Raw genomic sequence first — 20,220 nt, 5'->3', positions numbered from 1 at the left:
TCTAGTTATTGTTGGCCCGCTGGCCGGGAATGCATCGGGCCGCGCCGCGGCAAGCGTTCTGCCGCCGCATGGGGCGCCGATGTCGAGGGAGCGTGAGTGACGCGATGTGCCGGGCCGCCGGCGGTGAATCGGAATGGCGGCCGCGAAGTGCCGGTCGGTGCCCGCGAGAGGGCGATGACGACGACCCCCGGATTGTGGGCGGACGCCGCCGTCACGGCAAACGAGATATGCGAAAGACGTCTTGCGGTTTGCTCATCAATTGCCGCGACGGCGGCAGGTGTGCGTGCGCGTCAGATCGGCTTGACGAACAACCCGACCGTCAGCATCGCGCCGATGCAGACGATCCCGATCCGCAGCACGCGTTCGTTCACGCGATGCAGCGCCCACGTGCCGAGCAGCCCGCCGACGATCGCGCCGCCGCCGAGCGCGAGCGCGTTGCCCCAGTGCAGGTGCGGCGACGTCAGGAACAGCACGACGGCCGACGCGTTCATCACGCCCGCGAGCGCGTTTTTCGTCGACATCGCGTGGCGCGGCGACAGGCCGGCCATCGTCAGCACGGCCATCATCAGGAACCCGAGCCCGCCGCCGAAGTAGCCGCCGTAGATCGCGATCATGAACTGCGAGAGCGCGGCGGGGACGGTGCCGAGGTGCGCCGTGCCTTCGCCCGGCTTGCGGAAAAAGCTGCCCCACGCGAACACGATCGTCGCGAACAGCACGAGCCACGGCACGAGGCGCGAGAAGATCGACGAAGGGGTCTTCAGCAACAGCAGCCCGCCGAGCGCACCGCCGACCACGCTGATGAAGAACATCGCGCGAAACGACAGCCTGCCCACGCCGCGCACCATCTTGCGGCTCGCCCAGCCGGTCGTGACCTGCGCGGGAAACAGCGCGACCGTCGACGTGATGTTCGCCGCGAGCGGCGACATGCCCGACACGATCAGCGCGGGCAGCGTGACGAACGAGCCGCCGCCGGCCAGGGTGTTCTGCAGTCCGGCCCAGAGGCCGGCGAGGATGACGAGAGCGAGCATCGGAGCGGGAGCGGAAGGTGACGGGGCTCGCCTGCCGGCGGCGGGCAGGCGTGGCGAACGCACGATGGTAATGCAGGACGGGAGGCGGCGTGAACTGCTGCGATCGCAGTGTCGTCGCGAGCCTTCCCGGCCGGCGCAAGCGACGCTGCCGCAGCGCCCGCGACCAAGGTCGAGGATGGCCCGGGCGGGCGCACGGGCGGTCTTACGACGTCGCGCGGCCAATGTCGGATTGTCGAACGGTGCGCGCGAAATAGACTGGTTGATGAGCGGCGGGAAAGAACCGGCGGGGTTGGGGGTCAGCCGGCACCCGGTGCGCTCGGGAACGCAGTTCCTGTTGACGGGTTCGATTCCGGCCACGCGGTGCCGGCGCGCCGGAATCGGGCCGCCTTTTCTCGGGGGACACGCATGCGCGCCGGCGGGCGAACAGGCGACCGGGTGTCGATCGCGGCCACGCGACGGCGCTTCGTTGCCGTTGCTCCGCCGCATCGGCGGAGCAAATGAATGTCGCAGTCGGGATGGTTCGGCGCGTGTGCCACGCGCCGTACGATCGCCGTTGCTCGAACGCGTCGCGACCGTCGGCCGTTGGCCGGTCGTCACGGGCGAACGGGCGTGAGAGAACAACCATGAGAAAGTCGTTTCGCGGGGTCGGCCCGAGTACGGCCGTCTGCCTGATCTGTACCGCATGTTTCGCCGCATCGCCGGCGGCCGCCTATACACCGGGCGGCACGCGGCATGCGCATCCGTTGCGCAGCGCGCCGGCGCTTCCGGCCGTGACCGTCCAGCCGACGGCGAACGGCGGCGACCAGGCCGACGCGCTGCAGGCCGCGTTCGATGCATTGCAGCCGGGCCAGCGCCTCGTGCTCGCGCCGGGACGCTACGCCGTCAGCCGGTCGCTGACGGTTTCCAAAGCGGACGTCGTGATCTCGGGCTATGGCGCGACGCTGGTTGCGACCAACCCGGCCGATCAGACCATCGTGATGAGCGGCAGCGGTTCGACGCTCGTCGGCGTCACGCTGGTCGGCACCGGCACCACGCGGCTGACGACGGTCGAATCGACGAAGGTCGAGGTGACGGGCGCCGGTGTCCAGGTGCTCGGCGTGACGATCCAGGGGGGCGCCAGCGCCGGGATCTTCGTCTACGGCGGCCGCAACGTGGCGATCGTGGGCAATACCGTGCAGGCGACGTTGGCCGACGGCATCCATACCACCCACGGCTCGACCAACGTGCTGGTGCGCGGCAACACGGTGAAGGACACCGGCGACGACCTGATCGCCGTCGTCAGCTATCAGGCCGACGGCAGTCTCAGTGCCAACGTGCTGATCGACGGGAATACGGTATCGGGCAACTACTGGGGGCGCGGCATCTCCGTGGTCGGCGGGCGGAGCGTGACGATTTCGAACAACTCGGTCCACGGTGTTCAGAAGGCGGCCGGCATCCTGGTCGCGCAGGAGGATAGCTGGAAGACCTACGGCGTGTCGGACGTGGTGATCGAGAACAACGTCGTCGGCGCGATCCAGGACGGCACGAATGCGAACAACGGCTTGCAGCCTACCCAGCAGGCCGCGATCGAGCTCGATACCTGGTCGGGGACGGTGTCGTACGTCGTCGTGAAGGGCAACCGCGTGTCGGGATCGGGCTATGCCGGCTTCCGCGCGTTGGGGAACGTCTGCCATTTCTCGGTGGCGGACACGACGCTTGCATCGATCGCCGGCATACCGGTGTGGTTGCTGACGAACAACTGCCCGGCCGCCGATATCGTCGCGTACGGCAATTCGCTGGGCGGCGTGGCGCTGGCGCCGCCGGTCGGCGCTTCCCCGTCCGGGACGATTCCGGCCGGCGGCGCGGTGACGTCGGGGATGCCGGCGGTGCGCACGAGCCTGATGCAGGCGAATGGCGCGCTCGCGTCGGCGCGGCACTGACGATGTTCGCGATGCGCTGCCGGCCGTGCGATCGAACGGGGCGCCGTGCTATGCGTTCGGGGGCGCGGTTGCCCCCGGCGCCGTGGCGTCGTCCCCGGCGTCCCCGGCGTCCCCGGCGTCTGGGTGGACGATCGTGCCGTCAGGCCGGATCACCGCGCCGGCCGTCAGGTGCGCGGGTTCCACGCGGTGGGAGCCCATGATGTGCAGCACTGTTACGGGAGCGTCATGCGTCGTCATGCCGGGAGGAATGGCGCGTCCATGATCGGCCGCGACCGTTCGCGGAAAAAGCCACCGCCCGCTGAAACGCGCGCTCCGGCCCGGCCCCCGCCCGATTTGACGCTTCATTACGGTCGGCTTTCCGGAAAGGTGCTAGATTTGCGCATCGATATCTCGAAAGGCGGAGAGGGCAGACAGATGCTGAAGAAATGGGCAGGGATGGCCGTGATGGTCGGTGCGGCGGCGGCGTCGCTGCCGGCCGTGGCAGGTGACACGAACAACGCACTGGGCGGCGCGCTGGGTGGCGTCGCCGGCGCGGCGGTCGGCAACGCGGTGGGCGGCGGCACCGGCGCCGTGATCGGCGGGGCAGTGGGTGGTGGTGCGGGCGGTGCGGTGACGTCGAACAAACGCGAACGCACGGGCGCGATTGTCGGCGGCGCACTGGGCGGCGGCGCAGGCACCGCTGCGGGCAACGCGATGGGCGGTACGGCCGGCGGGCTGTCGGCGCCGCCGTGGGCGGCGGCGCGGGCGCGGCGCTGGGCGGCCACGTGTCGCGCAACAACTCGCGTTCCGACGATCATCACCGCGGCAACAAGCACAAGAAGCGCTACAAGCACGATTGACCGGCGGTTCCCCGGCGAATGTCAACGCGCCGGGGGCGTGCATGAATGGCGACGGAGGGGCTCAAGCGGTCAATCCGTCTTTCCGTCGCCGGTAATCAGCGCGTTGAGCACGAGCGCCGAGATCGTGCGGTAAGCCGCGTCGAAATCGTCGTTTCCCAGCGCACGCTTGCCGAGCACCAGCAGCATCTGGGGGGCGAAATCCGCATAGGCCTGCGTGGCTGCCCAGATCAGGAAGAACAGGTGCTCGGCATCGACCTGCCTGACCTTGCCTTCCTCGATCCAGCGTTCGAGCACCCGGATGTCGTCGCGCAACACCGGAATCAGTTGTTTGCGGATTTCCTTTCCGTAGGTCTTGGCCCCGCCGATGATCTCCAGCGCAAATACCCGCGATCCATGCGGGCGATTTCTGGAGAATTCGAGTTTGGCCCGGATATAGGCCGACATGGCTTCCGCGGGCTCGCGATCGGGCGCCGCAAATTCCCGCATCCTGCCGAGCCAGTCCCGCAATACGTCGTCCAGCACGCGTTGGTAGAGCGCCAGCTTCGTGGGGAAGTAGTACATCAGGTTCTGCTTCGACAGGCCGGCGGCCGCTGCGATCGTCGCAACGGAACTGCCCTCGAATCCGTACATGGAAAACGATTCCTCGGCAGCGGCGAGAATGGTCGCCTCGAGCGTGTCGCGCAGCGCTTCACGCCGGCCGTGAGGCCGGCCGGGTGTTCCCGCAGTCGGCTCGGACGGGTGCCTCACGATGCTTCCTCCGGCATGTCGGACCAGCGGCGTTGCCCGCTCAACGCGTGCCTGCTTCAGGATAGGTGATGCGTTCGGGCGCGCGCTGCATGATGACCTTCCCGGCGCGGAGCGACAATCGCACCCTGGCCTGTGTGCGAACCACTTCATAGTCGGAATCCGCGTCGAGGATCAGCAGATTGGCCGGCCGCCCGACAGCGATGCCATAGCGATCGCCGAGGGACATCGCATGGGCGCTGTGCTCCGTCACGAAATCGAGGCATCGCTGCAGGTCTTCGTAGCCGAGCATGTGGCACACGTGCAAGCCGACGTCGAGGATGCGCAGGATGTTGCCGTTGCCGATCGGATACCACGGGTCCTTGATCGAATCCTGTCCGAAGCACACGTTGATGCCGGCGCGATCGAGTTCCGCGACACGCGTGATGCCGCGTCGTTTCGGGAACGTGTCGAAACGCCCCTGCAGGTGGATGCTTTCGGTCGGACACGAAACGAAATGGATTTCCGAGCGCTTCAGCAACCGGAAAAGCTTCGAGCAGTAGGCGTTGTCGTAGGAACCCATCGCGGTCGTGTGGCTGGCGGTGACGCGCGTGCCCATCCCGCGAACCCGTGCTTCCTCGGCAAGCACTTCCAGGAAGCGCGAGTGCGGATCGTCGGTTTCGTCGCAATGAACGTCGACCAGGCAGTCCTTGCGCTCCGCGAGATCCATCAGGAACTTGATGGAACTCACACCCTGGTCGCGCGTGTTCTCGAAATGCGGAATGCCGCCCACGACGTCGGCCCCCATATCGATCGCGCGCTCCATCAGTGCACGTCCGTTCTCGAACGACTCGATGCCTTCCTGCGGGAAGGCGACGATCTGCAGATCGATGAGATCGCGTGCTTCGTCCCTGACCTCGAGCATCGCTTTCAACGCGGCAAGCGTGTGATCGGTGACGTCCACGTGCGTGCGCACGTGCTGGATGCCGTTGTCGCGCAACATCCCGATCGTGGTGTGGGCGCGGGCTTTCGTATCCTCATGGGTAATGGTGGCCTTGCGCTGGCCCCACCGCTCGATACCTTCGAACAGCGTGCCGCTCATGTTCCACTCGGGTTCCCCCGCGGTCAGCGTCGCATCCAGGTGGATATGCGGCTCGACCAGCGGCGGGATGACGAGATTGCTGCCCGCGTCGATGACGTCGTCCTCTTGAGACGTCAGCGGCGACGGCTGGAGGCCGATGCCGCGAATCGTGCCCGCATCGATGTCGATCGTGAAGAGGCCGCTACGGCCGCGCAATCTGGCGTTGATGATTTTCATGAGGATTCCTGTAGTTTTGAGAGCGGGAGAGGGCGCAGTGGAATCATTCACCCTGAACGGACGGCTCGCGCGCGAACGCGCGGGCAATCTGCAGCAGCACGATGTAGGCGCCGGCGGACGCCCCGATGCCGACGATCGGCGCGATCCACGGCGAGGTATAGGCGAGTGCGGCGCCGATCGCATACGCGGCCAGGCCGACCAGGTTGAAGCGCGGAAGGCGGGCGGCGGCAAGCGACGGGTATTGCCCGCGATGGCGGTACCAGTAGTCCGCCATGATCACGCCGCCGACCGGCGGAATGATCGAGCCGAGCAGCACCAGGAACGGAATCAGCAACTCGTACATCCCGCCGACCGCGAGCACGATGCCGATCGCCGCGCCCACGAGTACGAGCGTGCGGCGCCGTTCGGTGCGCAGCAGATGGCATCCGGCGGCCGCCACGTTGTACATCGTCGGCCCCTGGATGGTCCAGAGATTGAGGCACAGCATCACGACCGCCGCGATCGACAGGCCCTGCAGCATCATCACCTCGACGATGTCGGCTTGCTGATAGACGATCGCGCAGTATGCGCCCGCGATGATCATCAGGCCGTTGCCCGCGAAGAATCCGATCATGCTGGCCGAGACGGCGCTGCGCGCGCTGCGGGCGAGGCGGGTCCAGTTGGTTGCCTGGGTCGCGCCGCTGGCAAAGGTGCCGATGACCATGGTCACGGCGGCCGAGAACGGCATCGGATGCGACGGTGCGACATGCGTGAGGCCGGCCCATCCGCCGATATCGCGGGTGGCGATCCACATCGACGTCATCAGCAGCACGAACATCAACGGCACGGAGACGCGCGACAGCACATCCATGCCGCGATAGCCGATGATGGCCGTGATCGAAAATCCGAAGCCGAAGAGGATCATCAACGGCGTGGTAACGGAGGGCGGCCATCCCAGCAGCTTGACCAAGACGATCGCCACCGTCGCGGTTCCCCATGCGTACCAGCCGAGTTCGGCGAAGCCGAGCAGGAAGTCGGACAGCTTGCTGCCCACTTCCCCGAAGCAGAATCGCCCCATCAGTACCGCATTCAGGCCGCTGCGAGCGGCAATCAGCGCAAGCGATGCCGCATAGGCGGCGAGCAACAGGTTTCCGATTACCGCGATCTGGATCATGCTGACGACGTCGAAGGCGACACCGATCTTGCCGCCGGCAAACATCGTTCCCGTGAAGAACGTGAAACTCAACAACACCATCGTGATGGACAGAAATCCGGTGCGTTTCTCGAGCGGGACTTCGCTCAGCGAGAATTCTCCGTGATCCGATTCGTCCATCGGGCTTGCATCCCGGTTCGTGGGCATCTTGTCTCCCGTCAGCGACTGGGTTGGGTCTGAAAGGGGTTACGGGGGCCGTGCTTGGATGGGTGACGCGCTGTTTCAGCGCTTCATTCTCGCAGTCCAAAATTTTTACAACGGTAAAAATTCTGTCCGAGTGGACGGCAGGCACGTTCATGGGCCTGTCCGGTTCACGCGCAACGCGTTTCGTGTATCGGCCGATCCCGCGTGTTTTTGCCCGCTTGCCTCCGTGAAATTGCCGTGCTAATTTTTCATGAAATTCATCGGCGTAATTTTCACGGGAGTCCGCATGTTCGTGCAGTCCGACCGTCACGTCGCAAGCTACTACGCCGGCACCTACCCGGCGCCGATCCCGCATCGTCCGGAGCTGGACGAACGCATCGACGCCGACGTGCTCGTCGTCGGCGCGGGCTTCAGCGGGCTGCATACGGCGCTGCGCCTGGCGCTGGCCGGCAAGCGGGTCGTCGTGCTCGAAGCGAGCCGCGTCGCGTGGGCCGCGTCGGGCCGCAACGGCGGGCAGGCGCTGCTCGGCTGGTCGTGCGACATGCAGCCGCTCGAGGATTCGCTCGGCCGCGACGGCGCGCGCCTGCTGTGGGACAGCATGCGCTGGGCCGCGGCCGAGGTGCGCGAATTGCCCGTGCGGCACGGTTTCGACATCGACTACCGGCCCGGCAGCCTGTGGGCCGCCGTGCGGCCGCGGCGCGTCGCGATGCTCGAGCAGGCGCGCGACGAGGCGGCCGAGCGCTGGGGCTACGATCGGCTGCGCGTGATCGGCCGTGACGAGATGCGCGAATGGATCGGCGGCACGCGTTACCTTGCGGCGCTGCACGATCCCGAGGCCGGCCACCTGAATCCGCTGAAACTCGCGCTCGGCCTCGCGCAGACGATCGAGCGCACGGGCGGCCGCATCTTCGAGCAGAGCCGCGTGCTCGACTGCCGCGAGACGGCCGGCGGCCACGTCGCCCGCACGGCGCGCGGCGAAGTGCGTGCGGACGTGCTCGTGCTGGCCTGCAACGCCTACGTCGACCGGCTCGATCGCGATCTCGCGCGCCGGCTGCTGCCGGTCGGCACGTACCAGGTCGCCACCGCGCCGCTTGCACCCGACGTCGCCCGTTCGCTGCTGCCGCAGAACAGTTGCGTGATCGACAACCAGTTCGTACCCGACTATTTCCGCCTGAGCCCCGACAACCGGCTGCTGTTCGGCGGCGGCTGCACGTATCTCGGCGGTATTCCGGCCGATATTGCCGCGGTCACGCGCCCACACCTCGAACGCGTGTTCCCGCAACTGACCGGCGTGCCGCTCGATTACGCGTGGGGCGGCCATATCGACATCAGCATGCGCCGCACGCCGGACATCGGCCGCCACGGGCAGCGTTTCTGGCTGCAAGGGTTCTCGGGGCACGGCGTGCTGCCGACGCTCGCCGGTGCGCGCGCGGTGGCCGACGCGGTGCTCGGCGACGCACGCCTGCTCGCGCAGTACCAGCGCATCCGCAATCCGCGCTTCCCCGGCGGCGACCGGCTCGCCGCGCCGCTGGAAGCGATCGGCAAGGCCTGGTACCGTCTGCGCGATACCGTCTGACTGCACCGGAACCCACCATGAATGAACAGGAAGAGATAGAAAGCCTGGCGATCCTGATCCGCGACCTGCGCAAGCATCGCAAGGTCACGCTCAACGATCTCGCGGAACGGATCGGCCGCTCGGTCGGCTTTCTGTCGCAGGTCGAGCGCGGGCTGTCGCGCCCGACGGTGGCGGATCTCACCGCGATCGGCGAGGCGCTCGGCGTGCCGACCACCTATTTCTACAGCCTGAGCAAGCCGCGCAGCGTGCCGTGGGTGACGCGGCCCGACGAGCGGCGCACCGTGTATTACGCGGCCGGCATTACCGACATCCTCGTGTCGCCGAACATGCGCGCGCGCTTCTCGATTCTCGAAAGCCATCTCGCGCCGGGCGCGAGCAGCGGCGAGCGGCCCGTCGACGACAGCGACGAGCAGGGCGGCTTCGTGCTCGAAGGAGAACTGACGATCTGGGTCGACGGCGACGATACGCCCGTCACGCTCGGCCCGAACGACGCATTCCAGCTTCCCGCGCACAAGCGCTTTCGTTATGCCAATCTGACCGATGCGCCGACGCGCGTGATCTGGGTATTCACGTGATTCGTCGGCGCGGCATGCGGTCGGGGGAGAAGCCGCGCCGGCATGCTTGTTTGCAGTCCTGATCTGAAAGGGGCGTGCGACGTCGTGCATGCCGCATGAATCCGGTTCGCCGCATCGCGGCACCGCCATACAAGACATGGAAAGGATGAGACATGGCTGACGTCGTTCCCGCGCTGGTCGCTGAAGTCCGCGCATTCCGGCAGGCGCACCCCGAGATCCGTTATGTCGACCTGATCTGCCTCGACCTGCCCGGGCATTTCTACGGCAAGCGCTACCCGATCGACGCACTCGAGAAGGTGGCGGCCGGCTCGCTGCTGAAGCTGCCGCAGAACTGCATCCTGCTCGGCACGCAGGGCGGCCTCTACAAGATCGGCGACTACTGTTTCAACGATGGCGACCCGGACGCCGTGCGCCGGCTGATCCCCGGCACGCTGAAGCCGGTGACCTGGGAGAAGCAGCCGCTCGGGCAGATGCTGATCACGACGGACGGCACCGACGCGCCGGTCGAGTTCGAGCCGCGCGAGGTGCTCGCGCGCGTGCTGACGCGGCTCGCGCGGCGCGGCATCCGGCCGGTCGTGGCGTTCGAGCTCGAGTTCTACCTGTTTGCCGCGCAGCTCGAAGATGGGATGCCGAAGTATCCGCGCGACCGCCTGTCCGACGATCGCGACGATCAGCCGAACATGCATATCGAGCGCCTGTCGCGCTTCTCCGACGTGCTGCACGAGATGGTCGACGTCGCGTGCATGCAGGGAATCGACGCGACCGTGATCACCGCGGAGCTCGGGCCGGGCCAGTTCGAGATCAACTTCGGCCATTGCGACGACGGGCTGCGCGCGGCCGACTGGTCGGCGATGTTCTGCCGCAGCACGCGCGGCGTCGCATTGCAGCACGGCTATCGCGCGAGCTTCATGGGCAAGCCGTACCTGCATGCGCCGGGCAGCGGGATGCACGTGCACGTGAGCCTGTACGACGATGCGGGGCGCAACCTGCTCGCGGAGGACGGGCGGCGGCCGCTGCGGCACGCGGTGGCCGGATGCCTCGCGCTGCTGCCGCACTGCATGCCCGTGTTCGCGCCGAACCACAATGCGTTCCGGCGATACGGATCGATGGTGAATGCGGCGAGCCGTGCGAGCTGGGGCTTCGAGGATCGCGATGCGTGCATCCGGATTCCCGAGTCGGATGCGCGCAACCTGCGGATCGAGCACCGGCTCGCGAGTGCGGACGCGAACCCGTACCTCGTGCTCGCGGCGATCCTCACCGGGATGGAGCACGGGCTCGACGCGAAGCGCGAGCCAATTGCGCCGCTCAACGAGGATCGCGGCAGCGGGATCGATTTTCCGAAGGAGATGCTGTCGGCGGTCGCGGCGATGCAGGATCATGCGGCCGTGCGCGAAGGGCTCGGCAGCGAGTTCGTGATGGTCTATTGCGAGAACAAGCGGCAGGAGGAGCTGGATTTTCGCAATGAGATCGGGGCGCGGGAGTATCGGTGGTTTCTGTGATCGTCCGCGAGCCGAGGCGGATCACCAGGGAAGTGCGCGCCAGTAGCGCACTTCCTCGATCGGCGTATGTTCGATCTCGAACGTCTTGATGTCGTCTTCGGCGACGAACCCCTCGCGCTCATAGAACGCCCGCGCACGATGGTTTTTGAACAGCACCCAGAGCGACACCCATTCGTGGCCCATGTCATGCAGCGCACGGCATGCATGGTCGACGAGCGCCGCGCCGACGCCTTTCCCGCAATGCGCGGGATGCAGGTAGATCGCTTCGATTTCACCCCAGGTGCGATCCTTGTCGATGTCGCGGGTCGGGCCATAGGCGATCCAGCCCGCGGGCCCGCCTTCCGCGAACGCGAGCGCGACGCGCGGCCGTCCTGCGTCGAGCGCATGGCGCCAGGAAGCGGTGCGTTTTTCGACTGACAGGCCGGCGAGGAACGCGGCCGGCATGATGCCCGGGTAGGTGGCCTGCCACGATGCGACGTGGATGGCGGCGATAGCGGGGGCATCGGCGGGCGTGGCAGGGCGGATGTCGATGTTCGTCGTGTTCGGTGTCATGTGTGCGCCGTCTGATCGGTTGCCGTGTGCCGCGCCGTCGCGCGCGGGATTCAATTCGCCGGATCCAGAGTGCCCTCTATCGCAAAGCGGTAGTTGATATCCACCTGCGACGCATCGCCCGGCACGTCGGTTCTCTTCAGCACGAATTCGAACGCAGGCTCGAACCAGCCGCTGCGCGGCACTTCGCCGCCGAGGACCTCGACGTCATACCAGCCGTTGTCGATTTCAATCGCGGGCCTGCCCGGTTCGCGGTAACGCGCGAGCAGCGCATCGACCGTTGTGTCGTTGAAGCGTTCGAGAATCCGCCACGTGTAGAGCATGACCAAGCGGTGTTCGACGCGCAGCACGTACCCGCCGCGCCGATGCTGCAGGCGGCTTCCCGTCTTCAGCAATTCGGGTGTCGCGTCGTCCAGCGTGAAGATGATCGTGTACGGATGGTTCTCGATGCCGGCCAGCGGAATGACGACGCCTTCCAGCACGGCGCGGTCGCCGCTGTCGCTCGTGGTGAACGCCGTCGCGACGTCATCCGGCAGCCCGTGCCGTTCCTTGAAGCGTTTCAGCAGCAGGAGATCGCCGACGAGAAAATAGTCGACCAGATCGTTGAGGACTTCGGAGAATTCCTGTCGCATCGCTGCTCCTTTCGCGGTGCCGATGCGCCGAGTTCGCAAGGGCATGAAGCGCCGCGTCGCGAAACGTTTCGCGGCGCGGCACGCGCGACGCCCTTACTCGCCGAGCTTCGACGTCACGCAGCCCGTGCTCGAGCATTCGCGCTCACGTTCGCGCAGGAACGACAGGCGCGACTGCGTCATGTCGGTCGCGCACTGGAGATCCACGAGGTAGCCGTTGTTGCGCGTCTCGCTGCACTGGGCGTCGCGTTGCTTCAGCCACGCGAGCTGGCCGGCCTTCAGCGTCGCCTGCTGGTCGCTGCTCAGTTGCTTGCGCAGGCGGCCGTACTCGTCGTTGAGGTCACGGTCCGTTTGTGAGAACTGCGTGCTGCTGCAGTACACCTGGTCGAACGCACTGCGCGGCTTCCCGCAGCCGGCGGCATGTGCGGCGAACGGAACGGCAAGCGCGAACAGCGCGCAGGATGCGAGCAGATTTTTCATTTTCATGGTGAGGCTCCTGACTGGGTGAAAACCGTTGGGCCCGACGGGCGTTATCGTTGTTTATAGCGGTGCCGTGCACGCGTCGATCCCGCCGGCGATCGCCGTGGACAGCTTCTGGATCGTCTCGCGTCGCGCAAGCCGTGCTTCCTCGTCCGGATTGACGATCACGCCGGCTTCGACGAGCACGGCCGGAATCGGCGCGGTGCGCAGCACGACGAGATCGTCGAAGCGGTGGATGCCGAGTTGCGGATCGATCAGCGGGCGATTCTCGCCGCGGATCGGCTGCGCGTGATACAGCGACGGCCGCTCGCCGGACGCGACCAGCCGCTCGGCTATCGCCTTCGCGCAACGCAGGCTTTCCGCGTAGTGCGGATTGCGTTCCGACACGAACACCGAGAAGCCGCGGAATTCGCGCTGCCGGCCCGCGTCAATGAACTGCTGCTGCATCGAGTCGTGATGGATCGATACGAACAGGTTCGCGTCGGGTGCCTGCGTCGAACGCTGGTCGAGCGCGATCTCGCGGCCATCGGCCGACGTGCGCAGCACGCGGTCGCCATGCGTGGCGAGTTTCTCGGCGACCGCCGCGGACAGGTCGAGGTTGTACTGGTATTCGACGCGGCCGCTCGCACCGGTGGAGCCCGGGTGCGCCGGCGTATGGCCGGTGTCGACGACGATGTAGCGCCCGGAGGCGGTGCCGGTGGCGCCCGAGGTGTCGGCCGCATGCAGCGCCAGCGGTGCGGCGAGCAGCGGGGCGCAGGCGAGCACGCGCGCGGCGGCGCACACGAGCGGGCGAAGGCGTCGGATGGTTCGGTTCGTCATTGTTGTTGTCGAGGAGGGCATACGGCGCGCGGCGCGGCACCGTCGGCCTGCTCAATGCAGTCGGAATGTCGGGCGATTATAGCGGGTGGCGGTGGCGCCGCAATGACGGATGACGACCGTCAGGCCAGCACGCGCCGGGCGGCGAGCACGCCCCAGTACGACGCTTCCTCGAACAGCGACAGCCCGGACAGATCGGCATGCGCGAACACGACGGGGCCGTCGGCATCGCGCAACGCGAGCAGCCCCGGGCGGCTCAGGAAGCCGACATCGGGCGTTGCCATCGCGTGACCGCGCACGGTGATCTCGAGCGCCGTCGCGTGTTTCCACAGATTGCGCCCGTAGACGGCCTGCAGGTCGATCGCCGCCTGTTCGCGCAACGCGTCGGGGCTGGCCTGCGCGAGCCAGCGGCGCGTGTCGTCCGGAGCTTGCGCGCTCAATGCCTGGTACGCGGAGAACACCGAGCGCGTCGGCGGCGACATGCGGATCAGCTGGTGCGTCGACACGACATAGCCGAGGCCCGCACCGTCGTAGACGACGTTGTCCCACGCGAGCGGCACGCCCGCTTCCTCGGCCGGCATGCCGTCGAGCAGGAAGTTGGACACGAGCCACGGCGCGCGCGGCGGCAGGTCGCGCTCCGGATCGAAGCCGTACGCGGCAAGCTGCGGAAACACGCGCGCCGCGACGAACAGCGGCATCGCGCTGACGACGCGCCGTGCCTTCAGCGTGAACGTCGACAGCGCGCCGTCGTTGCCGACGCGCGCGCACAGTACGTCGACACCGCCTGCGCGTTCGGTCGCGCGCACCGCGAAGCCGTCGCGCGACCACGCATGCGAGCCGGTGCGTGCGGTGATCGAATCGGCGAGCTTCGTCACCATCGTGTGCAGCCCGTCGGGCCAGGTCAGCACCGCGCCGTCGCTGGCATCGCCCGCGTGGCCGCCGCGCGACGAGAAATAGTGCAGGCCGGCCCATGCCGAAACATGCTCGTAACCTGCGCCATAGTCGTCGCGGCAGCAGTAATTCAGGTACCAGTGCAGCGCCTTCGCGGTGTAGCCCTCGTCGAGCAGCCACTGGCGGAACGAGCGCCGGTCCAGCGCGCGCCAGCGCGGGTCGCGCGACGATTCCGCGATCGGGATGCAGAACACCTTGCGGCCATCGGCGCCGCGCGCGGTGCGCAGCCCGTCCGTGTACGCGAAGAAGCGTGCCTGCTGCGCGAGCTCGTCGGCGCCGAGGCCGGCCGTCGGCACGATGCCGTCCTGCCACCGCCCGGCGATGAAGAGCCGTTCGTCGGGTGCATGGACGAGCACGCGCTCGTCGTACACCGGGCGCGCGGAAAACGGCGACGCCTCGATCACGCCGAGATCGGCGAGCATGTCGCGCAGATGCGCGGATTCGAGCGACGGCAGCGGCAGGTAGTGCGCGCCTTTCGGATAGCCGAGCTCGCCGAAGCGGCCGCCTGCCGCGTTGCCGCCGAATTCGGGCCCGGCGAGCACCGCGAAGCGCTTGTGCCCCGCGCGTGCGAGCTGCCACGCGCACGACAGCCCGGCCGCGCCCGCGCCGAGGATCGCGACGTCGGTCTCGATCGTGCCGGACGGCGGCGGCAGCGTCGCATGGTCGCGCAGCGCGTGGCCTTCGCGCATGCCGGGGTAGCCGACATGCGGCGTCGTCTCGATCCAGCCGGTGCGCCCGCAGGCGGCGAGCGACGCGGCCGCCGACGCGACGAGGAACGTGCGGCGGTCCATCAGCGCAGCACGTGTTTCCAGTCGTCGTCGAAACGGCGCACGAGCGGCTGGTCGTTGAGTTCGTTCGGCGACATCGGCAGCGCCGGCATGTCGGCCGGGAAGTGGAACATCTCGGCGGCCGTCTGCGCGTCGAGCCAGCGCGTGGGCACCGAGTAGTGCGTCGGCACCGTGAAGTCGCGGCGCTTGCCGGCGATCACGAAGCCCCAGTCGCCGAACGACGGCACGTAGCAGTGGTACGGCCACGTGTTGAGCCCGGCTTCGTGCAGCGTCGCGATGATGGTCCAGTACGCGTGCGGCGCGAAATACGGCGACGTCGACTGGATCACCGCGTAGCCGTTCTCCGACAGGTGGCGTGCAAGCAGCCGGAACACGGGCACGGAATACAGCCGGCCGAGCCCGAAGTTGGTCGGATCGGGGAAGTCGACGACGATCGCGTCGTACACGTCGGCATTCGATTCGAGCCAGCGCACCGCGTCGTCGTTGATCACGTGCACGCGCGGGTCCTTCAGCGAACCCTGGTTCAGCTTGACGAGCGGAGCGGACGTGGAGAACAGCTTCGTCATCGCGGGATCGAGATCGACGAGCGTGATCTGTTCGAGGTTGCGGTGCTTCAGCAGCTCGCGCACCGCGAGGCCGTCGCCGCCGCCGAGCACGAGCACGCGCTTCGCCCACGGCAGCGCCTCGATCGTCGGGTGGATCAGCGCCTCGTGATAGCGATGCTCGTCGCGCGACGAGAACTGCAGGTTGCCGTTCAGGTACAGCCGCATGTCGTCGTGCCACTGCGTGAGCACGATGCGCTGGTACGGCGTCGTTTCCGAATAGATCGTCTCGTCGCCGTACACGCCGTGTTCGGCCCAGTGCGTGATGCGGTCCGACAGTGCGAACCCGGCGACGAGCAGCCCGATCACGAGCGACGCGCGCATCAGCTTGCCGCGTACGTTGCGGATCTCGTCGCGGAACAGGTGCGTCGTCCACAGCGCGACGCATGCATTCAGGAGCCCGAACAGGAAGCTGGTGCGCAGCAGGCCGAGACGCGGCGCGAGTACCAGCGGGAAGATCAGCGACACGGCAAGCGAGCCGAGATAGTCGAAGGTCAGCACTTCGCTGACGGTATGGCGAAACGCCTGGCGCCGCTGCTGGAACGCGCGCATCACGAGCGGGATTTCCATCCCGATCAGCAGGCCGAGCGCCAGCACCAACGCGTAGAGCGCCGCGCGGAACGGCGCGGCCAGCCACGCGAACACCACGAACAGCAGCGCGGCCGACACGCCGCCGAGCAGGCCGACGAGCAACTCGATGTCGACGAAGCGGTCGAGCACGTCGTCGTCCTCGACGAACTTCGCGAGCCACGAGCCGATCCCCATCGCAAACAGGTAGCAGCCGATCACCGACGAGAACTGCAGGATCGAATCGCCGAGCAGGTAGCTGGACAGCGCGCTGCTGATCAGTTCGTAGCCGAGCCCGCACGACGCGAGCACGAGAATCGACAGGACGAGCGCGCGCCTATGCAGCATGGTGCGTCCGTTGTGCAGCGCTCGGCAATGTGGATATACTGGCGCGGATTTTCGAGGGGCGGCCATCCGTCCGCTGGCCCTGCATGGGCCGGCCGGCGACGGGGCGGCGAACCGAGCACGAAATCCGAGGGAAAGAATGAATAGTGCCTATCTCTATGCGGTTCATTTACTGTCGGCGTTCGTGCTGCTTCTCGTGTTCGCGGCAGTGTACCTGAAGGTCACCCCGTTCGACGAACTGGCGCTGATCCGCGAAGGCAACGCCGCCGCGACGCTGTCGTTCGGCGGTGCGCTGATCGGCTTCTGCCTGACGCTCGCCTCCAGCATCGCGCACAATTCCACGCTCGGCGAAGTCGTGATCTGGGCCGTCGGCGCGATGATCGTGCAACTGATCACCTATGCGGCGCTCACGCGCCTGATGCCCGGCATGAATCATGCGATCGAGGATCGCAACGTCGCAATGGGCGGCCTGATGGGCACCGCGTCGCTCGTCGTCGGCATCATCAATGCCGCCTGCCTGACCTGACGCGCCACGCGTTTCGAGGAGACCGACATGAGTCTGGGATCGTTTATCCGCAAGCAGTTCGTCGACGTCCTGCAATGGACGGAAGACACCGACGGCGTGCTGGCCTGGCGCTATCCGATGGAAGACCAGGAAATCCAGTACGGCGGCAAGCTGACCGTGCGCGAAACGCAGGTCGCGATCTTCGTGAACGAAGGCAAGGTCGCCGACGTGTTCCAGCCGGGGCTGTACACGCTGGAAACGAACACGCTCCCGGTGCTCACGTACCTGAAGAACTGGGACAAATTCTTTCAGTCGCCTTTCAAGTCGGACGTCTATTTCTTCAGCACGCGGCTGCAGCTCGGCCGCCGCTGGGGCACCGCGCAGCCGGTGACGATCCGCGATCGCGAATTCGGCTTCGTGCAGGTGCGCGCGTTCGGCATCTACTCGTACCGGATCGTCGACGCGGGCGCGTTCCATCGGGAAGTGAGCGGCACGCGCGCGCAGTACACGGTCGACGATCTCGAACAGCAACTGCGCAACCTGGTCGTCACCGCGATGAGCACGACGTTCGGCTCGGCCGACGTACCGTTCGTCGACATGGCCGCGAACCAGTCGCTGTTGTCGCAGCGTGTCGCCGAGGCATTGGTGCCGGTGTTCACGCGCTACGGCCTCGCGCTCGATGCGTTCGCGGTTGAAAGCGTGTCGCTGCCGGCCGAACTGCAGAAGGCGCTCGACCTGCGGATCGGCGCGGGGATGGCCGGCGATCTCGCGCGCGCCACGCAATACCAGACCGCGCAGGCGATTCCGCTCGCCGCGCAGAACCCGGGCGGCATAGCCGGAATCGGCGCGGGGCTCGCCGCGGGTGCGGCGATCGGGCAGGCGATGGCAGGCCAGATGGCGGGCGCCGTGCAACCGGCGCCGGCCGCGCCGCCTGCGCCCGCCGCGGCACCGGTGGCCGCCGCACCGACTGCCGCGCCGGCGGAAGGCACCGATTACGTGCAGCGGCTCGAACAGTTGAAGGCGCTGTTCGACAAGGGCCTCGTGACCGACGACGAATATTCGCGCGCGAAGGCCGAGATCCTCGCGAAGCTCACCCGGTAAGCGTCGCGCATGTTCAGTACCTCGTGCCCCCAGTGCGGCGCGCCGGTCGAGTTTCGCTCGGCGGCGGCGGTGATGGCCGTCTGCGCGTTCTGCCGCAGCACGCTGCTCAAGCACGGCACCGACGTCGAACGCATCGGCGAACTGGCCACGGTGCTCGACGATGCGTCGCCGATCCAGATCGGCACGGCCGGTCGCTACGGCAAGCGTGCGTTCACGGTGCTCGGGCGCATCCAGATGACCTACGACGCCGGCGCGTGGAGCGAGTGGTACGTCGTGTTCGACGACGGCACGTTCGGCTGGCTGTCGGATGCGTCGGGCCAGTATGCGATCACGGTGCGCGAGCCCGACGATGCGTCCGGCGGCGCGTGGCCTGCGTTCGGCACGCTGGAACCGGGCATGCGGATCGACCATGGCGGCCGCGCGTTTCTCGTGTCGGACGTGCGCACCGCGCGCTGCACGGGCGGCGACGGCGAGTTGCCGTTCCGCGTCGATGCCGGCTGGGAGGCGCGCGTCGTCGACCTGCGCACCGGCAACGCATTCGCGACCTACGACTATTCCGACGCCGATTCGAACGGCGGGAGCCCGGCCGTCTATACGGGCGAAGCGCTCGAATTCGATGCACTCGCATTCACCGGGTTGCGCGATACCGACCACGACACGCGCGAGAAGCGCGGTGCGGAGATGGTACCGTTCGCGTGCCCGAGCTGCGGCGCACCGCTGTCGTATGCGCCGAACGTCGCCGACTACGTGGTGTGCGGCAGTTGCCATGCGGGCGTGCAGTGCACGGCCGAGCAGCAGACCGTGTTCGCGGCGCAGCGCAAGCTCGAAGCGGTGAAGGGTGCGCTGGAGCTCGGCGCGATCGGCACGTTCGACGGCGTGAAGTACACGGTGATCGGGATGATGCGTTGCCGCGTGCCGGGCGACGAAGAGACGTGGGACGAGTACCTGCTGCTGAACCCGAAGCGCGGGTTCCTGTGGCTCGTGCACAGCGAAGGGCGCTGGGAGCGCGTGCAGGTGCTCGACCAATGGCCGACGATCGGCAGCGATGCCGACGTGACCGACGGCGACAAGACCTACCGCCTGCGCGAGGAATATGACTCGGAGGTCGTCTACGTGGTCGGTGCGTTCAACTGGCGCGTGCAGGTCGGCGATCGCACGTCGATCATCGACTACGGCTGGCAGAAGGACAAGCTGACGCGCGAGCGCAGCGACGCGGAGATCGTCTGGTCGCGTGCGCGGCCGCTGTCGGGCAGCACGCTTGCCGAACGCTTCGGCACGCCGGCGCTCGCGACCGCCGCGGCTGCGGCGGCAACGGGCGCCACCGCGTCGACGGGCCTGTTCGGCCGGAAGGGCCCGCACAGTTTCGCGCCGCTGCCGCTCGTGTTCAGCGCGTTGCTCGTCATCCTGAACATGGGCTCGCTGTTCTCGTTCAGCGGCCGCTCCGTCTACGTGCTGGTCGGCCTGCTCGTGCTGTGGCTGCCTGAGTGGCTGTGGAAGAGCTTCGCGTCGGACGGGGGCAACGCGTGATCCGGTACATCCTCTACGGCATCTACGGCCTGATCGTCGTCACGCTGTTCAGCTGCGCATCGATCGGCGGCAGCGGGTCGGGCGGCAGCGGCTGGGGCAGTTCGTCGGCCCGCAGCGGCTACTCGTCGTACGGGTCGCACAAATGACCGCGCGCGACGGGATCGCGCCACCGCGCGCGACGTTCGGCTCGCACGTGCTGGCCGACCTGGCCGGCATCGACGCGGTGCTGCTGCGCGACGCCGCTCGGCTCGAGTCGATCCTCACCGAAGCGGCGCAGCAGGCGGGCGCGCGCGTGATCGGTGCGCATTTCCATCATTTCGGCGGTGACCATGGCGTGACGGGCGTCGTGCTGCTCGCCGAATCGCACATCACGATCCATACGTGGCCCGAGCATCGCTTCGCGGCCGTCGACGCGTTCATGTGCGGCGCGGCGCGTGCGGCCGACGCGGTCGATGCGATCGCCGCGGCGCTCGGCACGCAAGCCCAAGTCCGGCAGCAGGTTGCGCGCGGCGGTGCGCCGACGTCGGCGGGCCATTCAAGTCCTTGA

At 67.5% G+C, this 20,220-nt stretch carries 19 protein-coding genes and 2 pseudogenes; 10 read left to right on the top strand and 11 right to left on the bottom strand.

Annotation, left to right across the window (positions count from 1 at the left end; translation table 11 throughout):
• Positions 1 to 290: 290 nt before the first annotated feature.
• On the bottom strand, positions 291 to 1,028 hold the full coding sequence (locus LXE91_RS21390; protein WP_039360740.1) for a sulfite exporter TauE/SafE family protein: 738 nt from the start codon (positions 1,026 to 1,028) through the stop codon (positions 291 to 293).
• 623 nt (positions 1,029 to 1,651) lie between these two features.
• Here LXE91_RS21390 and LXE91_RS21385 point away from each other — a divergent pair.
• A complete protein-coding gene (locus LXE91_RS21385) occupies positions 1,652 to 2,947 on the top strand; it encodes a right-handed parallel beta-helix repeat-containing protein (protein ID WP_039360743.1) in 1,296 nt (431 codons plus the stop codon).
• Positions 2,948 to 2,995: 48 nt separating this feature from the next.
• On the opposite strand, the pseudogene LXE91_RS21380 reads toward LXE91_RS21385, so the two are convergent.
• A pseudogene (locus LXE91_RS21380) lies at positions 2,996 to 3,160 on the bottom strand (DUF488 domain-containing protein); the annotation flags it as partial.
• Positions 3,161 to 3,361: 201 nt separating this feature from the next.
• On the opposite strand from LXE91_RS21380, the pseudogene LXE91_RS21375 reads away from it, so the two are divergent.
• Positions 3,362 to 3,786, top strand: a pseudogene (locus LXE91_RS21375) (hypothetical protein).
• Positions 3,787 to 3,855: 69 nt separating this feature from the next.
• Here the strand turns inward: LXE91_RS21375 and LXE91_RS21370 are convergent.
• The 3 genes from LXE91_RS21370 to codB are packed head-to-tail and all read right to left on the bottom strand — an operon-like array spanning position 3,856 to position 7,166.
• A complete protein-coding gene (locus LXE91_RS21370; protein ID WP_039360750.1) occupies positions 3,856 to 4,533 on the bottom strand; it encodes a TetR/AcrR family transcriptional regulator in 678 nt (225 codons plus the stop codon).
• 40 nt (positions 4,534 to 4,573) lie between these two features.
• Positions 4,574 to 5,827, bottom strand: a complete 1,254-nt coding sequence (codA, locus tag LXE91_RS21365; RefSeq protein WP_039360753.1) for a cytosine deaminase — start codon at positions 5,825 to 5,827, stop codon at positions 4,574 to 4,576.
• Between the two features lie 43 nt (positions 5,828 to 5,870).
• Positions 5,871 to 7,166, bottom strand: coding sequence for a cytosine permease (gene codB, locus LXE91_RS21360; protein ID WP_321199855.1), 1,296 nt, complete (start codon positions 7,164 to 7,166; stop codon positions 5,871 to 5,873).
• 283 nt (positions 7,167 to 7,449) lie between these two features.
• On the opposite strand from codB, the gene LXE91_RS21355 reads away from it, so the two are divergent.
• The 3 genes from LXE91_RS21355 to LXE91_RS21345 all read left to right on the top strand — a co-directional run bounded on the left by LXE91_RS21355 (position 7,450) and on the right by LXE91_RS21345 (position 10,813).
• Positions 7,450 to 8,739 carry an NAD(P)/FAD-dependent oxidoreductase gene (locus LXE91_RS21355; RefSeq protein ID WP_039360759.1) on the top strand — a complete coding sequence of 430 codons (1,290 nt, stop codon included), beginning with the start codon at positions 7,450 to 7,452 and terminating at the stop codon, positions 8,737 to 8,739.
• Positions 8,740 to 8,756: 17 nt separating this feature from the next.
• Positions 8,757 to 9,314 carry a helix-turn-helix domain-containing protein gene (locus LXE91_RS21350; RefSeq protein WP_039360762.1) on the top strand — a complete coding sequence of 186 codons (558 nt, stop codon included), beginning with the start codon at positions 8,757 to 8,759 and terminating at the stop codon, positions 9,312 to 9,314.
• A 152-nt stretch (positions 9,315 to 9,466) separates the two neighbouring features.
• Complete coding sequence (locus LXE91_RS21345; protein WP_039360765.1) at positions 9,467 to 10,813, top strand: glutamine synthetase family protein; 1,347 nt, start codon at positions 9,467 to 9,469, stop codon at positions 10,811 to 10,813.
• A gap of 21 nt (positions 10,814 to 10,834) precedes the next feature.
• Here the strand turns inward: LXE91_RS21345 and LXE91_RS21340 are convergent, their stop codons facing one another.
• The 6 genes from LXE91_RS21340 to LXE91_RS21315 all read right to left on the bottom strand — a co-directional run bounded on the left by LXE91_RS21340 (position 10,835) and on the right by LXE91_RS21315 (position 16,543).
• A complete protein-coding gene (locus tag LXE91_RS21340) occupies positions 10,835 to 11,365 on the bottom strand; it encodes a GNAT family N-acetyltransferase (protein ID WP_039360767.1) in 531 nt (176 codons plus the stop codon).
• Between the two features lie 50 nt (positions 11,366 to 11,415).
• The gene (locus LXE91_RS21335; RefSeq protein WP_039360769.1) at positions 11,416 to 11,994 is read right to left on the bottom strand and encodes a hypothetical protein; all 579 of its coding nucleotides are present in this window, start codon (positions 11,992 to 11,994) and stop codon (positions 11,416 to 11,418) included.
• 93 nt (positions 11,995 to 12,087) lie between these two features.
• Positions 12,088 to 12,477, bottom strand: coding sequence for a lysozyme inhibitor LprI family protein (locus LXE91_RS21330; RefSeq protein ID WP_039360770.1), 390 nt, complete (start codon positions 12,475 to 12,477; stop codon positions 12,088 to 12,090).
• A 54-nt stretch (positions 12,478 to 12,531) separates the two neighbouring features.
• The gene (locus LXE91_RS21325) at positions 12,532 to 13,290 is read right to left on the bottom strand and encodes an N-acetylmuramoyl-L-alanine amidase family protein (RefSeq protein ID WP_039360772.1); all 759 of its coding nucleotides are present in this window, start codon (positions 13,288 to 13,290) and stop codon (positions 12,532 to 12,534) included.
• Between the two features lie 119 nt (positions 13,291 to 13,409).
• Complete coding sequence (locus tag LXE91_RS21320; protein ID WP_039360774.1) at positions 13,410 to 15,029, bottom strand: FAD-dependent oxidoreductase; 1,620 nt, start codon at positions 15,027 to 15,029, stop codon at positions 13,410 to 13,412.
• Positions 15,029 to 16,543, bottom strand: coding sequence for a polyamine aminopropyltransferase (locus LXE91_RS21315; RefSeq protein ID WP_039360775.1), 1,515 nt, complete (start codon positions 16,541 to 16,543; stop codon positions 15,029 to 15,031). Before LXE91_RS21315 ends, LXE91_RS21320 begins: the two co-directional genes overlap by 1 nt.
• Before the next feature lie 136 nt (positions 16,544 to 16,679).
• On the opposite strand from LXE91_RS21315, the gene LXE91_RS21310 reads away from it, so the two are divergent.
• From LXE91_RS21310 to speD, 5 genes are read left to right on the top strand one after another with little or no spacing between them, the layout of a single operon-like run.
• Positions 16,680 to 17,066: a DUF350 domain-containing protein gene (locus tag LXE91_RS21310; RefSeq protein ID WP_039360778.1), complete on the top strand. Its 387-nt coding sequence runs from the start codon at positions 16,680 to 16,682 to the stop codon at positions 17,064 to 17,066.
• 27 nt (positions 17,067 to 17,093) lie between these two features.
• The gene (locus tag LXE91_RS21305) at positions 17,094 to 18,146 is read left to right on the top strand and encodes an SPFH domain-containing protein (RefSeq protein ID WP_039360780.1); all 1,053 of its coding nucleotides are present in this window, start codon (positions 17,094 to 17,096) and stop codon (positions 18,144 to 18,146) included.
• A gap of 9 nt (positions 18,147 to 18,155) precedes the next feature.
• Positions 18,156 to 19,673, top strand: coding sequence for a DUF4178 domain-containing protein (locus LXE91_RS21300; protein ID WP_039360782.1), 1,518 nt, complete (start codon positions 18,156 to 18,158; stop codon positions 19,671 to 19,673).
• Positions 19,670 to 19,819 (top strand): hypothetical protein, encoded by a 150-nt coding sequence (locus tag LXE91_RS21295; RefSeq protein WP_155291822.1) that lies wholly within the window; start codon positions 19,670 to 19,672, stop codon positions 19,817 to 19,819. Before LXE91_RS21300 ends, LXE91_RS21295 begins: the two co-directional genes overlap by 4 nt.
• Positions 19,816 to 20,220, top strand: a complete 405-nt coding sequence (gene speD, locus LXE91_RS21290) for an adenosylmethionine decarboxylase (protein WP_039360784.1) — start codon at positions 19,816 to 19,818, stop codon at positions 20,218 to 20,220. Before LXE91_RS21295 ends, speD begins: the two co-directional genes overlap by 4 nt.

The sequence above is a fragment of the Burkholderia contaminans genome, assembly GCF_029633825.1.
GTDB classification, from domain to species: Bacteria; Pseudomonadota; Gammaproteobacteria; order Burkholderiales; family Burkholderiaceae; genus Burkholderia; species Burkholderia contaminans.
The sequence above is the reverse complement of the archived record's forward strand: the minus strand, read 5'-3'. Positions and strand labels throughout refer to the sequence as shown.